The following is a 14,721-nucleotide window of genomic DNA, read 5'->3' as shown; positions in this document are numbered from 1 at the left end:
TAATCCCCTATCTAGCCTCTAATATATTTATTAAGGCTTTGAGATAAGAGAAATATTACTTCCCTTTAAAATGAGGTAAAAATAAGAAATGCCCTCTGTTAAGAGGGCATTTACTCTTAGCCTTACAACGATATCAACCAAATCGTCCTGTAATGTAGTCTTCTGTACGCTTATCTGCAGGTGTTGTAAATAGTTTGTTTGTCTCTGTATATTCCACAACTTCCCCACTTAAGAAGAAAGCAGTTTTATCTGAAATACGTGCTGCTTGTTGCATGTTGTGCGTTACGATAACAATACTAAAATCTTTCTTTAACTCCTGAATTAGTTCTTCTACTTTTAATGTTGAAATTGGATCTAGCGCCGATGTTGGCTCATCCATTAAAATAACGTCTGGCTCAATCGCTAAGCAACGTGCAATACATAGACGTTGTTGCTGTCCACCAGATAAACCGTAGGCGTTATCATGCAAACGGTCTTTTAACTCATCCCAAATCGCTGCCCCGCGCAAGCTTTTTTCAACGATTTCATCAAGTGTTTTTTTGTCACGAATACCATGAATTTTCGGACCATATGCTACATTTTCATAAATAGATTTTGGGAATGGATTTGGCTTTTGGAACACCATTCCCACATGCGTACGCAATTCTTCAACCGGATATGACTTATCAAATATATTTCGTTCCCTATATTCGATAACACCTGTAGTTCGAACTATAGGCACTAACTCTACCATTCGATTTAGCGTTTTTAAGTACGTTGATTTACCGCAACCACTTGGACCGATAATTGCTGTAACTTCATTCTCATGAATACTTAAATTGATATCTTTTAAAGCGTGATCTTCTCCGTACCATAAGTTTAAATTTTTCGTATCAAATACTACTTTCTTTGGTGCTGTCTCGATTTTCTCTTCATTTTTCACCTGTACATTTACTACTGTTGCTACCATTTGAATTCCCCTTTCATCCACTTCCAACTTATTTTCGATTTCGTAACCATAAGACAAATATATTTATAAAGAGCAGCAATCCTAGCAAAACAATCATCCCAGCTGCTGCTACATACTGAAATTCTTCTTGTGGTCTACTCATCCAATTAAAAATTTGAATTGGTAAAACCGTAAATCTATCAAGCATACTGAACGGAACATAATTTGCAAATGCAAGTGCCCCAATAACTAACAATGGTGCTGCTTCACCAATTGCTCTCGATACCGCTAAAGTACATCCCGTTACAATCCCTGGCAAAGCTGCCGGCAATACAATTTGATACATTGTTTGCCACTTCGTAGCACCTAATCCGTAAGAAGCCTCTAATAATGAACTCGGTACAGCTCGAATCGCTTCTTGACTCGCTACAACAACAGTTGGTAAGACGAGCAAGCTCATTGTCAGTGCCGCCGCGACTATGCTCTCTCCTAAGTGGAGAGCATATACGAAAATAGTTAATCCGAGTAAACCAAACACAACGGAAGGTACCCCTGCTAACGTTTGGTTATTTAGTTCTATTAACTTTTTAAAGACGGAGTCCTTCGCGTAATGCTCTAAATAAAGAGCTGTTCCGACTCCAAATATAAAAGAGACCGGTATAACAATGCCCATAAATAATACTGTCCCTGATAAAGAAGCAGCAATCCCTGCTTCTTTCGGATTACGTGACGCAAAGTTTGTAAAGAAATCTATTGAAAGATAACTTATACCCTTTTCAAAAATTTGAAACAGCAATATAAAAAGTATTGCTACAGAAAACAAAATTGCTATATAAAAAAACAACTTGTAAATTCGATCTTTCAAAAAACGCGATGCCATATTTTCTTGTATTTTTTTATGGTTTAGCATCCGCATATTATGTCACCTTCCTAAAACGGCGCATAATATATTGCGAAATAATATTCATAAAAAAAGTAAACATAAATAGCGTCGCACCTACAGCATACATGCTGTAATAAGTAATTGTTCCGTGCGGAGCATCCCCTAAACTCACTTGTACAATATATGCTGTTAATGTTTGAATGGATTGGGTCGGATCTATCGATACATTAGGTGTTGATCCGGCTGCAATAACAACAATCATCGTTTCACCAATTGCTCTAGAAGCTGCTAATATAATCGCTGCCATTATACCCGCAAAAGCCGATGGAAACACCACTTGTTTGACCATCTCAAAACGAGTTGCTCCTAGTGCTAACGAGGCTTCTTTAATGCCTTTTTCCACAGCTCTCATCGCATCTTCAGAGAGAGACGCAATCGTAGGTATCATCATAAAACCTATAACGATGCCTGGGCTAATAGCATTAAAGAACTGCAAATCTGGTATAATCCGTTGTAAAAGTGGTGTGACAACTGTTAATGCGAAAAAGCCATATACAATTGTCGGGATGCCTGCTAATAGTTCTAACAACGGTTTTAGTATTTTCCGGGCACCATTTGAAGCATATTCACTTAAAAATACGGCACAACCTAAACCAATAGGAATTGCTACAACCATAGCAATTGCTGTTACAAGAATTGTTCCACATATAAGTGGTAATATACCGAATTTCGGATCTTCAAAAAAAGGTAACCATTCTCTCTCAGTCAAAAAAGAATACAATGGTATCTTTTGAAAAAACATAATTGTTTCATTTGCCAACGTAATAATAATTCCAAGTGTCGTTACAATGGACACGCTAGCAATTGCTTTTAGTATTAACGGAACAATTCGATTGATTCGCTGCGTTTTTCTTCTTCTATTTGTATTTCTCTCAATCAAATGTTGTACAGAAAATGTAATTTGACTTTTGTCATTATGAGCCAAAGATGAAAACCCCTTTCCACCCTGACATTACCTTTTTATTTCTGTTAACATTCGCAGCTGTTCATTATATTTTTCTTCTGGTAATTTTACATATCCGACCTCTTCAGCAAGCTTTCCAACATGCTTAATCATAAACTCAACATAATTTGCTACACTACTTTTATTTCGGATGGATGCATGATTCACATAAGTAAAGAGCGGCCTAGATAATGGCTTATACGTACCCGATTGAATGGTCTCTTTCGTTGGAAATACACCATTCACTTTTATTGCTTTCACCTTATCTCGATTGGCCATATAATAGGCATATCCTACAAAAGCAATGGCATTTTTATCATTCATTACCCCTTGCAAAATAACTTGATCGTCTTCAGACAAAGAGACCATTTTTACAAGGCGACTATTTTGTAAGATGACATTTTGAAAATAATCATAAGTACCAGAGTCTACGCCTGGCGCATAAAATTTCACTTGTTCACGCGGCCATGATGAATGAATTTGTGACCACCGTTTTAAGCATCCACCTTCACTCCATAATAGACGTAACTCGTCTATCGTCATATTGTTTACCCACGTATTTTGACGATTTACAACAATCGTAAGACCATCGTAAGCAACCTCAAACGGTGTAAACTGAATAGCGTTTTTCTTCATCGCATTTTCTTCTACCTGTTTCATCACTCTCGAAGCATTGTTTATATCTACTTCTCCTTTACTGAAACGATTAAATCCTCCTCCTGTCCCAGAAATACTAATAGAAATTTTCACGTTTGGATGAACCTTCGTATATTCCTCTGCTACTGCTTCTATAATAGGAAAAACCGTTGAGGATCCATCGACTCTCACTTCTCCCATTTCATTTGAAGCAAATGCAGTAGACATGCTACAACAAAGGAAACATGTCGATAATGTCAAAACTTTAATCGAAACGCTCATCCATTTCACGTGTTCTTCCTCCTAGAAGTAACCGGAAATAACAGGATTACAGATATAAGAATACTGCTAAACTATTAATTCGGTTTTAATTGTTTGTAAAAGTTTTGTAAAGTTCCACAAAAATTACTATACATACAAATTTGATCTAAAGTTTTGTAATTTAGGTGCAGAAGCTTTTCTAATCATCCATAAAGTGAAACTTTAATCAGTGTGGGCTTTCCATCCCCCTACTGATTATTAGCCCTCACCAATCGGGCTTTTGTGGGATAAAACTGTTATCTTCCTATCACGCAGGACAATACAAGAATGTAGGCATTAATCTTGTTATTTTTGAAACTATGTGCTGTTTTTTAACACTTTATGCTTGTCCACATTTACTAAACCATATGCATAAAGCATAAAAAAAAGCACACTATCTTTTCAGATAGTGTGCTTTTTTTACAGCTTTTTTATTCATCACCTTGCGTATTATTTTTTTTCTCTTTTTCATCTTTTGGAGCTTCACCAGTTAATGCTTGTTTTTTCAAATCAAAGTAAGCGTCCATTATTTCACGACCAATATATCCATTAATCCCTGTTTTATCATCATGTACCCACGGCACAACAACAGAAAATGCTACTTCTGGATCTTCAAGTGGCGCATAACCTACTAATGTTAAATTATATGTTTCAACACGCTCACCTTTTGCATTTTTACCAATCTCTTTATCTCCGCCATATACAGTTTGAGCGGTACCCGTTTTCCCAGCTGCTTTATATGGTGCACCTGTAAAGTATTTTGTAGCTGTACCACCTGAATCGTTAAACACTTGTCTAAATCCTTCTTGAACACGTTTAATTTGCGATTCAGGCATATCAACACGATTTAACACTTTCGGTTCCATGGATTGAACAACTTTTCCAACTTCATCTGGCTTCGCCGATGGCTGACGAATTTCCTTTACAACTTGCGGTTGCATACGATATCCACCATTGGCAATCGTCGAAATATATTGCGCTAATTGGAGCGGTGTATACGCATCATACTGTCCAATTGCTAAATCTAATAAGAAACCTGGTTGATTTCCTTTACCTATTTGGCCAGCAGTTTCATTTGGTAAATCAATGCCTGTTTTTACACCAAGTCCAAACTGACCAAAATAGTAACGCATAGTATCGAATGCGCTTTGCGGAATATCTAACGTACCGCCTCGCACATATGGAACACCAGCGATATTCATCGCTGTTTTAAACATATAAACGTTAGAAGACATTTTTAACGCTGTAAGGTCATTAATGTACCCCATCGTTTTCCAAGATGACTTCGTAGGTGTACCTTTTAATTTAATTGGTTCATCTAATTGTACTGCCCCTGGTTGAATCGCACCAGTTTGATATCCAGTAAGTAATGTTGCACCTTTTACAGTTGAACCCATCGGATAAGTACTTGTCATGGTACCTAACGCAAAGTCATTTACTTTCGTTTCGCCGCCTTCATTCACTAATTGTTTCCCCGCCATAGATAAAACTTCACCATTTTTTGGATTCATCATTACAACGAATGCGCGGTCTAAAAGGGGTTCGCTCCCTTTAAATTTCATTAAGTTTTTCGTAATAATCTCTTCTACACGCTTCTGTAATTCCATATCAATTGTTAAATTGAGGTCATTACCTCGTTGTCCTTGTGACACATTAATAGTTTCTAAAATATTACCGTCTTTATCTGTAACATTTTTCACTTCAGCTTTTGTACCATGTAAACTATCTTCGTACTGTTGCTCAAGGTAACTTTTTCCTACGCGATCGTTACGATTATAATCACGGACAAGATAGTAATCTAGTCTCTCTCTCGGTAACCCTTCATCAGAAGAAGTTACACCACCAAGTACACTTCGGAACATATCATCATACTTATATTTTCGCTCCCAGTCAACATTTGTATCTACGCCTGGTAACTTCGCTAAATTCTCACTAATAATCGCGTATTCTTCTTCTGTTGCGCCTTTTTTAACAATTTGCGGCGTCATTGCATATCCGCTTTCCATCTTACTTTTAATTGCCAGTATTTCTAAATCTTTTGCTGACAATTGATTAATCTCTTCTTCTGTTACACGATTTCGTTGACGCTCATCTAGCTCTTTATCATCAATTTTATTCGCTTTAAGCTCTTCACGATCTTTTTTTGTGATTTTTCCCTCTGCTTCTTCTTTATGTAAAGAAAGCCAGTAATCTTTTTTATCGCGATCTGTTAACTTATCTGTTGGGACTTCAATTAAATCTGCTAACTTTTTCGCCGTTTCTAAGCGATCCGCTGCAGTTGATCCCTTCATTTTTGTAAATGTAATGGTACGAATAGGCTCATTATCTACGACAGGTTGTCCATTACGGTCAAATATTTTCCCGCGTGGTACAGGATTACTAATCGTTGAATTTTCTTTTTTCTCAACTTCATTTTTATATTCCTCACCACGAACAATTTGTACGTATCCAAGCCTTACAATAACCGCGGAGAACATTAAAAATACGCAAAAAAACAACACGTTTAATCGAAAAGGAACGTGGGTCTTTTTCTTTGTTTGCTTCTGTTTCTTGCTCATACAAACCCCCTCTACCAACAGCTATGTAATGTGAAAGGGACACCTTCATACAGGTGTCCTCACTGCTGTCTTACATCTTTTTCTATTCTAGCATAAAACAAGCGAGAAGTTAACCTTCTGGTTCAGTTTGATTCTGCGTGGCCCCTTGCGCTACAACGCTTGTTTTGTTCACATTCCCCTCATCATATTTGACATTTTTAACCGCAAAATAAATAAGAAAATGTCCAGATCCTAAAATACATAGTAAGAACGGTAAACTTTTTTCAGGGGGAAAGAATATTACAGCACATAAAAAACTTAAAATAGAACAAATTCTTCCGGCATTTAACCATAATTCCCTGACAACTACATATTCTACACGCCATTCTCTCGCCTGTTTTGCTCTACCGATTACATCGTATGTCATGGATCCATACGGAACGAGTAAAATAGGGTATGCAATCGCGATACATGCTGCATAAATAAGTAATTTTGTGTATGTAACATTGAAAATAACTAAAAATACGACAGCGTATAAAATAATGCCCCCGAGTAAAATTGCTTTTTTTCGCCATTCTTTCTTTAACATACGGGCGACTAAATAGTAACATACAAATGATACAGCTGAATTGACTAAACTATACTTCCCTAATGCTAACTCACTACCTGATGCTAAATAGACGTATACCGAAATAACGAAAATAAACGTTCCTTCCCTCAAACCTTGGAAAAAATGAGCGCGCGTAATTCTTCCCCAGTTTTTATCAACTTGCCGCTCTTTCAATACTTGCACAATTTCATAGCGCCCTTCACATTCTCTCTTTGATAAGAAAAAGCTCAGAACGACTGCAATCGCAAATAGCATTAACGAGAGGAAGAAAACGACAGTATAACCACTCCATTTTTCCATACGTGAAATTGTATATCCTGCTGCTATCGGCCCAATCATTCCAGAGAAAGAGGTAAGAAGTCCGAGAAAACCGTTAAAAAAATCTCTTGTTTCTGGTTCTGTAATCTCAAATGTCAACAAGTTAAAAGCGAGCCAATAAAAACCGTAACCAACTCCTAAAAGGGCTCCCATTAGTAAAATATAGTGAGATGCACTTTTTCCCGCTACTAAAACAACGATAAAAAAAACAGCTAACGTGCCTACGCCTATTCGCAATAAAATCGAGCGATCAATACGCTTCGCTAATTTCCCGCCCACAAGAAATGTTAGAGGTTGCAATACAACGCTGGCCAAATTATACAAGCCCAGATTCACATAATTTTGTGTTTGCTTCCATAAATAAATGTTTACAAACGTATTCGATAAAGAAATTGCGAGCGTGTATAAACCTCCTATAACGAGCAATAATACTAAATCTCGATTCACTTCAACATCACCAATTACATGTTTCCACTTCATACACAACTCTCCTTTACTTCATGTTCTAGTCTTCCAAAGACAAGCCCAATTATGTAAAAAGAGAGCATAGAAAAAGCTAGGAGAAAACTCCTAGCTTTTTTCTATCTGTATTAACTTTAATTATTTTGCTTCTTGGTAAAGTTTTTCAGCAGCGTTCCAATCTACAACGTTCCAGAATGCACCGATGTAGTCAGGACGACGGTTTTGGTAATTTAAGTAGTATGCATGCTCCCAAACATCTAAGCCGATAACTGGAGTTTTGCCTTCAGTTAGAGGAGAATCTTGGTTTGGAGTGCTTGTTACTTCTAGCTCACCATTGTTTACTACTAACCATGCCCAACCAGAACCGAAGCGAGTTGCGCCAGCTTTTGCGAATTCTTCTTTGAATGCATCGAAGCTACCGAATTTCGCTTCAATCGCAGTTGCAAGTTCGCCTACTGGTTGTCCGCCACCGTTTGGAGATAGGATTGTCCAGAAGAATGTATGGTTAGCATGTCCGCCACCATTGTTACGTACTGCTGTACGGATTGCTTCTGGTACTTCGTTTAAGTTTGCAACTAATTCTTCAACGCTTTTGTCAGCTAATTCTGCATGACCTTCTAAAGCAGCGTTTAAGTTTGTAATATACGTGTTGTGATGTTTTGTATGATGGATGTTCATTGTTTCTTTATCAAAGTGAGGTTCTAAAGCATCATACGCATAAGGTAAATTTGGTAATTCGTGTTTTGCCATTGTTATATTCCTCCCGGTTTATGTATTGTCACTACATATGTGACATACAACTTCATTCTACCCTAATTGCCATAGGGTGCAAACAACTAAATCGCTTTGTCTTGCTATCATTAAAGTAGCAAAATTCCCACTTCTTTTCAATTAAAATGCTCATATATTCCGTAAAAAAAGCTCCCTTCTACAAGGAAGCTTCCTGCTGACATAATAAACATGTGAAATGGATATGGACCCTGTAGGACTCGAACCTACGACCGGACGGTTATGAGCCGTCTGCTCTAACCAGCTGAGCTAAGGGTCCACAATTATGTATGTGACATTGAAAAACAACTAAATTCCTATCGGATATTTTGTTTGAGAAATGTAAGATAAATTTACCATATACAAAAGAAAAGTGTCAATTGTATTTTTCCTCTTCAAAAGTAGAAAATTAATAAGAAGAAATTTAGTCCTCTCTACTATATGTAAATATAATATATCTTGAGCTTCTCTAGATTCGTACGTTACAATGATTTTATACATACATAAAGGAAGTGAATCTATGTCCATATTTACCCAACTAGCAAAAAGCGTATATTCGCCTAAAGATATGGCGCTTTTCCGATTTCAAAAAATCGGTAAAACCATTTTGTATATTATGCTCCTTTGCCTAATCACTACTATTCCAAGAACTTTCTTGTACGGTAGCGTTATTCAAGATGGCGTTAACATGGTAAATCAAGTAATCGAAAAAGATTTACCTGATTTTAAAATTGAAAATGGTGAGCTCAAAGCTGATATCGATCAGCCTATCGAAAAAGAAGATGGAAATGCACTTTTCGTATTTGATCCAAATTCAACAGACCTAGAAAAATATCAAAATAAAACAGGTTTATTTGTTTTAAAAGATAAAGTAGTCTCCATGGGAAATGGCCAAACACAAACATACTCCTATAATGACTTATTAGGTGCATCTCTTGAGAAGAAAGATTTACAAGATTTCATTTCGTTATTTGACAGTATTTATCCAATCTTATTATTCGTTATTGGGTTTTTACTGTATTTGTTCCAATTATTTATTACCTTTGTAGGAGTTACGTTACTTGCCTTCATCGGTTCTGCCATGAGTGGTCAGCGTAAATTATCTTATAAACAAGTTTGGACATTAACTGCTTACAGCTACACAATTCCAACAATCTTCTTTATGATTATGGATTTATTCAAAATAAACGTACCTGGTGCAACGTTTATTTACATTGCAGTTGTTTTAATCGTTCTATACTTAACGATTAAAGAAGTTCCAAAACCGAAAGAAAAACAAGAATTATAAAAAAATGCCTAAATAGGCATTTTTTTTTTGGACAAGCATATATTCCTAGCAAAGGAGTGAAGGATATGAAGAGATTAGGTATACTCTTATTCGTGCTTGTTCTCGGTTATATATTTTATTACGATATAAAAATCGGTACTTTACCGATGTTAAGTTCATACAAAAAAACAACTGCTGCCCAAACAATAAATAAAGAAAATACAGATACAAAACAAAATAAAGAGAAAGAAACAGAAAAAGAAGCAGATGCTGCGTATAAAGCAATTGAAGTAAAAACTGGTGATACGGTTCTTTCTATTACAGAAGCAATTAATAAGAAAAAAATTCCTTCTATTGAAAAGGTAATTGGTGATTTTAAACAATTAAATAAAAATACATCTGCCACAAAAATTCAAGTTGGAAAGTCTTATAAATTCCCGTTATATCAATAAGTAATCACTTAATCCTTGTCAATTATATAAAGGCGCTGATACAATAGTAAAAGTGAAACCGAGTACTTTGGTTTCTATAGCCCTTTCTCACACATACTATCATTGATGTAAGGGACTAAAATAAGAAACTTCTTTTATAAGGAGAGCGATCTATTCGTGAATGAAATGACTCATCGTACAAAAACACGTCCAGTTAAAGTCGGTAATTTAACAATTGGCGGTAACAATGAATTAATTATACAAAGTATGACGACAACAAAAACACATGATGTTGAGGCTACAGTTGCTGAAATTAAACGTTTAGAAGAAGCTGGCTGTCAAGTCGTTCGTGTTGCTGTTCCAGACGAACGCGCAGCAGATGCTATTGCTGATATTAAAAAACAAATCAACATTCCACTTGTTGCTGATATTCATTTTGATTATCGCCTCGCTTTAAAAGCAATCGAAGGCGGCATTGATAAAGTACGTATCAATCCAGGTAACATTGGACGTCGTCATAAAGTAGAAGCTGTTGTAAACGCTGCGAAAGAGCGCGGTATTCCAATCCGTATCGGTGTAAACGCAGGTTCATTAGAACGTCACATTTTAGAGAAATATGGCTATCCAACTGCTGACGGTATGGTTGAGAGCGCACTACACCATATTAAAATTTTAGAGGACTTAGATTTCCACGATATTATCGTATCAATGAAAGCCTCTGATGTTAACTTAGCAATTGAAGCATACGAAAAAGCTGCTCGTGCTTTTGATTATCCATTACATTTAGGTATTACAGAATCAGGAACATTGTTTGCTGGAACTGTAAAAAGCGCCGCTGGTCTTGGAGCAATTTTAAGTAAAGGTATCGGAAATACACTTCGTATCTCATTAAGTGCTGATCCAGTGGAAGAAGTAAAAGTTGCTCGTGAACTATTAAAGTCATTCGGCCTTGCATCTAATGCCGCAACACTTATTTCTTGTCCAACTTGTGGTCGTATTGAGATTGATCTAATTAGCATCGCTAATGAAGTAGAAGAATACATCTCTACACTTCAAGTTCCAATTAAGGTTGCAGTACTTGGCTGCGCCGTAAACGGTCCTGGTGAAGCTCGTGAAGCTGATATCGGTATTGCAGGTGCACGCGGAGAAGGTTTATTATTCCGTAAAGGGCAAGTCGTTCGTAAAGTACCGGAAGAAACAATGGTAGAAGAACTGAAAAAAGAAATCGATGTAATCGCTGCTGAAATGGCTGCCGAACGAGATAAAGAAAAAGAAGCACAAGAACAATAAAAAAGAAGGTTGTCCACATTTTTTTGTGAGCAACCTTCTTTTTACATTTAAATGAAAAACTCGTCAGTTATATAACCGACGAGTCTTTCATTTTGCACATTTTGGACAACGACCATATATTTCAAACTTATGCCCTGTTACCTCATAACCTTTAAAATCTTTATTCATAAAATCCATTGGGCAGGAAGTAATTTCTTTCGTACCACCACAATCTAAACAAATGAAATGGTGATGATGTTCCATAATAGAGCATGTAAAACGAAAATGTTTTTCACCACTTAATTCCGTTTGCTCTAAAACACCAATTTCAGCAAAAACCGTTAAGTTACGATAAATCGTATCAAAACTAAGCCCTGGATAATCATCCTTCATATGTTCTAAAACATCTTTCGCAGTTAAATAACGATTATGCGCCGCGAATAATCTTAGCATCTCTTCCCTTTTCCCCGTATGTTTGTATCCTTTTTCCTTCATTAGGCGTAAAGCTTCTGTTAGATTCATACCTATCCCTACTTTATGCAGTTTTTTTCTTCTTCCATAAAATTGCACCGATTAAAATAAGAACCGCTATCATAACAATTGTACCACCTGGTGCTAGATTAAGTTGATACGAAGCAAACATTCCACCAATTACGGCAATTTCACCAAATAAAATGGAAAAGAAAATTGTTTGTTTAAATCCTTTTGCAATACGGATACTTGCTGCAACTGGTAACGTCATTAAAGATGATACGAGAAGAACACCTACAACACGCATTGATACGGCAATTACAAGAGCAACTAATATAATGAAGATAAAGTGAATCCACTTTGCACTCAAACCGGTTGATACAGCGTATTCCTCATCAAATGATAGTAAAAACAACTCTTTGTATAATAAAACAATCGTTGCAATAACAACAATTGCTACTATACCAATAATAATTAAATCCGCGCTTGTTACAGCACTTACACTACCAAATAAATAACTAAATAAATCCGTATTGAATCCATTAGCAAGTGAAATGAAGATAACTCCAATCCCCATCCCAGCTGAAAGTATAATTGGAATTGCTAACTCTTGATAATGTTTATATACAGTACGTAATTTTTCAATTAGCAATGCTCCACCGATTGAAAAAAACATTCCCATATATAGAGGGTTTAAAAACCCACCAGTAAAGATTGTCTTTTCAAGTAATAAACTTGCTGCAATTCCTGATAATGTCACATGACTTAATGCATCCGCAATAAGCGACATGCGGCGAATCACAACGAACACGCCGATAAGCGGTGCGACAAGCCCTATTAAAATACCCGCGTATAAAGAATTACGTAAAAAATCATATTGTAAAAAATCCTGTATCATTATATCCTCCCGTGATGCTCATGTTCATGTTCTAAGCGATGAACATGATGTCCATATAAAATCGACATTTCTGCATCTTCTAGCTCTCGGAATTTCTCTACATTCCCATGGAAATGCAAATGTTGGTTTAAGCATGCAACATGTGTTACTTTTTCAGTAACAGCTCCCATATCATGAGTAACAAGAATTAACGTGATTCCTAATCTTTTGTTTAAGTCCTCTAGTATCTCATAGAAACTTTCCACATTTTTCACATCGATCCCAACAGTAGGCTCGTCCAAAATAAGCAATTCTGGATCACTTACAAGTGCACGAGCAATAAATACACGTTGTTGTTGTCCACCAGAAAGTTCTCCAATATTCCGTCCTTGAAACTCGCTCATACCTACATCAGCAATTGCTTTTTCTACTTTCTCCTTATCGTCTTTCGTAAAAAAGCGAAAAAGACCTTTTTTCGAAACAAGTCCCATTGAAACGACCTCAAAAACAGTTGCCGGGAAACCCGAGTTAAAGCTGTTTGCCTTTTGGGATACATAACCAACTTTATTCCACTCTTTAAATTTTTTACTATCAATGCCAAACAATCGAATATTTCCTTGCTTCGGCTTTAAAACACCCAATAAACATTTAAGTAAAGTCGATTTCCCTGAACCATTCGGTCCAACTAAACCTAAAAAAGCTCCCTTCGGAACTTGCAAATTAATATCTTCTAACACGTTTCGATCTTCATATCGAAACGTTAGCCCTTCTATTTCCAATATATTATTCATAGCATCTCACCTATTTTAATTCAGAATGATTCCGATTTATCTCTATTTGAATTATAGTACAGCTTATTATAGTTGTAAACCAATCTGCCCAAAATATATTCTTTATTTCCAGAAACTTTATTATTATAACAAAAAGCAGAGAAATTTTCTCTGCTTTTAAAAGATATTACAAATCATTTTTTAATGAATTGCCGATTTAAACTTACCACCATTTGTCTCTTGCGTGCTCATAATGGTAACAAATGCATTTTCATCAATTTCGTGCACAATTGATTTTAACTTTGTCACTTCAAGACGAGTTACAACTGCATAAATAACTTCTTTTTCTTTATCTGTATAACCACCTTTAGCAACAAGTTTTGTTGTTCCACGACCAAGGCGGTGTAAAATTGCATTTGATACTTCCTCATATTGATCCGATACTATTAAAACTGCTTTCGTTTCGTCCAATCCTTGGATTACCGTATCAATTGTTTTGAATGCGATATAGTACGTCATAACAGAATACATTGCTTGTTCAACACCAAACACAAATGCTGCCCATGCAAAAATGAATAAGTTCACAAACATTACGAATTCACCAACAGAAAACGGTAATTTCTTCGTTAATAGAATCCCCATAATCTCTGTCCCGTCTAACGATCCACCATGACGAATAACAAGTCCTACACCAAGACCTAAAATAAGACCGCCAAAAACTGTTGCTAAAATTGGCTCTGTTGTAAACGGTGGAACAGCATGCAACGTTGATTCAATAAATGCTAAAGCTACAATCCCAAACGCTGAGGATAACATGAATGTTTTTCCAATTTGCTTATATCCGGAGTACATAAACGGAATGTTGAGGATAACCACTAAAGTAGAAAAACTTAACCACCAAATATTAGGAGTAAGATAATCTAATATAAGAGAAATACCAATAATTCCACCATCAATAATTTTATTTGGCATTAAAAATAGTTCAATCGCTACCGCCGCACATGCTGCCCCAAAGACAATCATAACTAAACGATATACGAGATGAATAACACTTTCTTTTCGATGTTGCTTTTTTTCCATAAGTCCTCCTTATACTCTTTCTCTATACTTTTGTTCTTATATTATAACATACGCTTCTTTTCCCCATGGAAAAAATGCATCTTTAGACGAATATATACAAGCTATGCGTAC

General features: G+C 36.2%; 14 protein-coding genes and 1 tRNA gene. 3 read left to right on the top strand and 12 right to left on the bottom strand.

Going from position 1 to position 14,721, the window contains the following annotated elements; translation table 11 throughout:
- Nucleotides 1–133: 133 nt before the first annotated feature.
- The 8 genes from pstB to U860_RS0103575 form a co-directional block, all read right to left on the bottom strand.
- Nucleotides 134–949 (bottom strand): phosphate ABC transporter ATP-binding protein, encoded by an 816-nt coding sequence (pstB, locus tag U860_RS0103610; protein ID WP_025147430.1) that lies wholly within the window; start codon nt 947–949, stop codon nt 134–136.
- A gap of 28 nt (nt 950–977) precedes the next feature.
- Nucleotides 978–1,844, bottom strand: a complete 867-nt coding sequence (gene pstA / locus U860_RS0103605) for a phosphate ABC transporter permease PstA (RefSeq protein ID WP_025147429.1) — start codon at nt 1,842–1,844, stop codon at nt 978–980.
- A 1-nt stretch (nt 1,845) separates the two neighbouring features.
- A complete protein-coding gene (pstC, locus tag U860_RS0103600; protein WP_025147428.1) occupies nt 1,846–2,796 on the bottom strand; it encodes a phosphate ABC transporter permease subunit PstC in 951 nt (316 codons plus the stop codon).
- Nucleotides 2,797–2,823: 27 nt separating this feature from the next.
- The gene (locus U860_RS0103595) at nt 2,824–3,741 is read right to left on the bottom strand and encodes a PstS family phosphate ABC transporter substrate-binding protein (protein WP_025147427.1); all 918 of its coding nucleotides are present in this window, start codon (nt 3,739–3,741) and stop codon (nt 2,824–2,826) included.
- 440 nt (nt 3,742–4,181) lie between these two features.
- Nucleotides 4,182–6,308, bottom strand: a complete 2,127-nt coding sequence (locus U860_RS0103590) for a penicillin-binding protein 2 (RefSeq protein WP_025147426.1) — start codon at nt 6,306–6,308, stop codon at nt 4,182–4,184.
- Nucleotides 6,309–6,417: 109 nt separating this feature from the next.
- Nucleotides 6,418–7,695, bottom strand: coding sequence for an MFS transporter (locus U860_RS0103585; RefSeq protein ID WP_025147425.1), 1,278 nt, complete (start codon nt 7,693–7,695; stop codon nt 6,418–6,420).
- Between the two features lie 120 nt (nt 7,696–7,815).
- Nucleotides 7,816–8,427: a superoxide dismutase [Mn] gene (gene sodA, locus U860_RS0103580; protein ID WP_002173480.1), complete on the bottom strand. Its 612-nt coding sequence runs from the start codon at nt 8,425–8,427 to the stop codon at nt 7,816–7,818.
- A 224-nt stretch (nt 8,428–8,651) separates the two neighbouring features.
- Nucleotides 8,652–8,725 (bottom strand) — tRNA-Ile (locus tag U860_RS0103575).
- Nucleotides 8,726–8,965: 240 nt separating this feature from the next.
- On the opposite strand from U860_RS0103575, the gene yqgB reads away from it, so the two are divergent.
- From yqgB to ispG, 3 genes are all read left to right on the top strand, one after another.
- The gene (gene yqgB, locus U860_RS0103570; RefSeq protein ID WP_025147424.1) at nt 8,966–9,733 is read left to right on the top strand and encodes a protein YqgB; all 768 of its coding nucleotides are present in this window, start codon (nt 8,966–8,968) and stop codon (nt 9,731–9,733) included.
- 65 nt (nt 9,734–9,798) lie between these two features.
- Nucleotides 9,799–10,164, top strand: coding sequence for a hypothetical protein (locus U860_RS0103565; protein WP_025147423.1), 366 nt, complete (start codon nt 9,799–9,801; stop codon nt 10,162–10,164).
- 165 nt (nt 10,165–10,329) lie between these two features.
- The gene (gene ispG / locus U860_RS0103560; RefSeq protein ID WP_162790987.1) at nt 10,330–11,433 is read left to right on the top strand and encodes a flavodoxin-dependent (E)-4-hydroxy-3-methylbut-2-enyl-diphosphate synthase; all 1,104 of its coding nucleotides are present in this window, start codon (nt 10,330–10,332) and stop codon (nt 11,431–11,433) included.
- An 87-nt stretch (nt 11,434–11,520) separates the two neighbouring features.
- Here ispG and U860_RS0103555 read toward each other — a convergent pair whose 3' ends face one another.
- The 4 genes from U860_RS0103555 to U860_RS0103540 form a co-directional block, all read right to left on the bottom strand.
- On the bottom strand, nt 11,521–11,934 hold the full coding sequence (locus U860_RS0103555) for a Fur family transcriptional regulator (RefSeq protein WP_025147421.1): 414 nt from the start codon (nt 11,932–11,934) through the stop codon (nt 11,521–11,523).
- A gap of 13 nt (nt 11,935–11,947) precedes the next feature.
- Entirely contained in the window at nt 11,948–12,781 is an 834-nt protein-coding gene (locus U860_RS0103550) for a metal ABC transporter permease (protein WP_002173485.1), read from the bottom strand.
- Entirely contained in the window at nt 12,781–13,551 is a 771-nt protein-coding gene (locus tag U860_RS0103545; protein WP_002173486.1) for a metal ABC transporter ATP-binding protein, read from the bottom strand. The genes U860_RS0103550 and U860_RS0103545 overlap by 1 nt, the downstream gene beginning before the upstream one ends.
- Nucleotides 13,552–13,731: 180 nt before the next feature.
- The gene (locus U860_RS0103540) at nt 13,732–14,610 is read right to left on the bottom strand and encodes a YitT family protein (protein ID WP_002173487.1); all 879 of its coding nucleotides are present in this window, start codon (nt 14,608–14,610) and stop codon (nt 13,732–13,734) included.
- Nucleotides 14,611–14,721: the final 111 nt, after the last annotated feature.

The sequence above is a fragment of the Bacillus sp. H1a genome, assembly GCF_000633475.1.
Taxonomy (GTDB): domain Bacteria; phylum Bacillota; class Bacilli; order Bacillales; family Bacillaceae_G; genus Bacillus_A; species Bacillus_A paramycoides.
This window is presented reverse-complemented; position numbering and strand designations above follow the sequence as displayed.

Excerpts from the sequence above, each read along its gene's own strand:
- pstB (WP_025147430.1), bottom strand. The coding sequence starts at position 949 with ATGGTAGCAACAGTAGTAAATGTACAGGTGAAAAATGAAGAGAAAATC.
- pstA (WP_025147429.1), bottom strand. The coding sequence starts at position 1,844 with ATGCGGATGCTAAACCATAAAAAAATACAAGAAAATATGGCATCGCGT.
- U860_RS0103590 (WP_025147426.1), bottom strand. The coding sequence starts at position 6,308 with ATGAGCAAGAAACAGAAGCAAACAAAGAAAAAGACCCACGTTCCTTTT.
- U860_RS0103585 (WP_025147425.1), bottom strand. The coding sequence starts at position 7,695 with ATGAAGTGGAAACATGTAATTGGTGATGTTGAAGTGAATCGAGATTTA.
- sodA (WP_002173480.1), bottom strand. The coding sequence starts at position 8,427 with ATGGCAAAACACGAATTACCAAATTTACCTTATGCGTATGATGCTTTA.
- yqgB (WP_025147424.1), top strand. The coding sequence starts at position 8,966 with ATGTCCATATTTACCCAACTAGCAAAAAGCGTATATTCGCCTAAAGAT.
- U860_RS0103565 (WP_025147423.1), top strand. The coding sequence starts at position 9,799 with ATGAAGAGATTAGGTATACTCTTATTCGTGCTTGTTCTCGGTTATATA.
- ispG (WP_162790987.1), top strand. The coding sequence starts at position 10,330 with ATGACTCATCGTACAAAAACACGTCCAGTTAAAGTCGGTAATTTAACA.
- U860_RS0103555 (WP_025147421.1), bottom strand. The coding sequence starts at position 11,934 with ATGAATCTAACAGAAGCTTTACGCCTAATGAAGGAAAAAGGATACAAA.
- U860_RS0103550 (WP_002173485.1), bottom strand. The coding sequence starts at position 12,781 with ATGATACAGGATTTTTTACAATATGATTTTTTACGTAATTCTTTATAC.
- U860_RS0103545 (WP_002173486.1), bottom strand. The coding sequence starts at position 13,551 with ATGAATAATATATTGGAAATAGAAGGGCTAACGTTTCGATATGAAGAT.
- U860_RS0103540 (WP_002173487.1), bottom strand. The coding sequence starts at position 14,610 with ATGGAAAAAAAGCAACATCGAAAAGAAAGTGTTATTCATCTCGTATAT.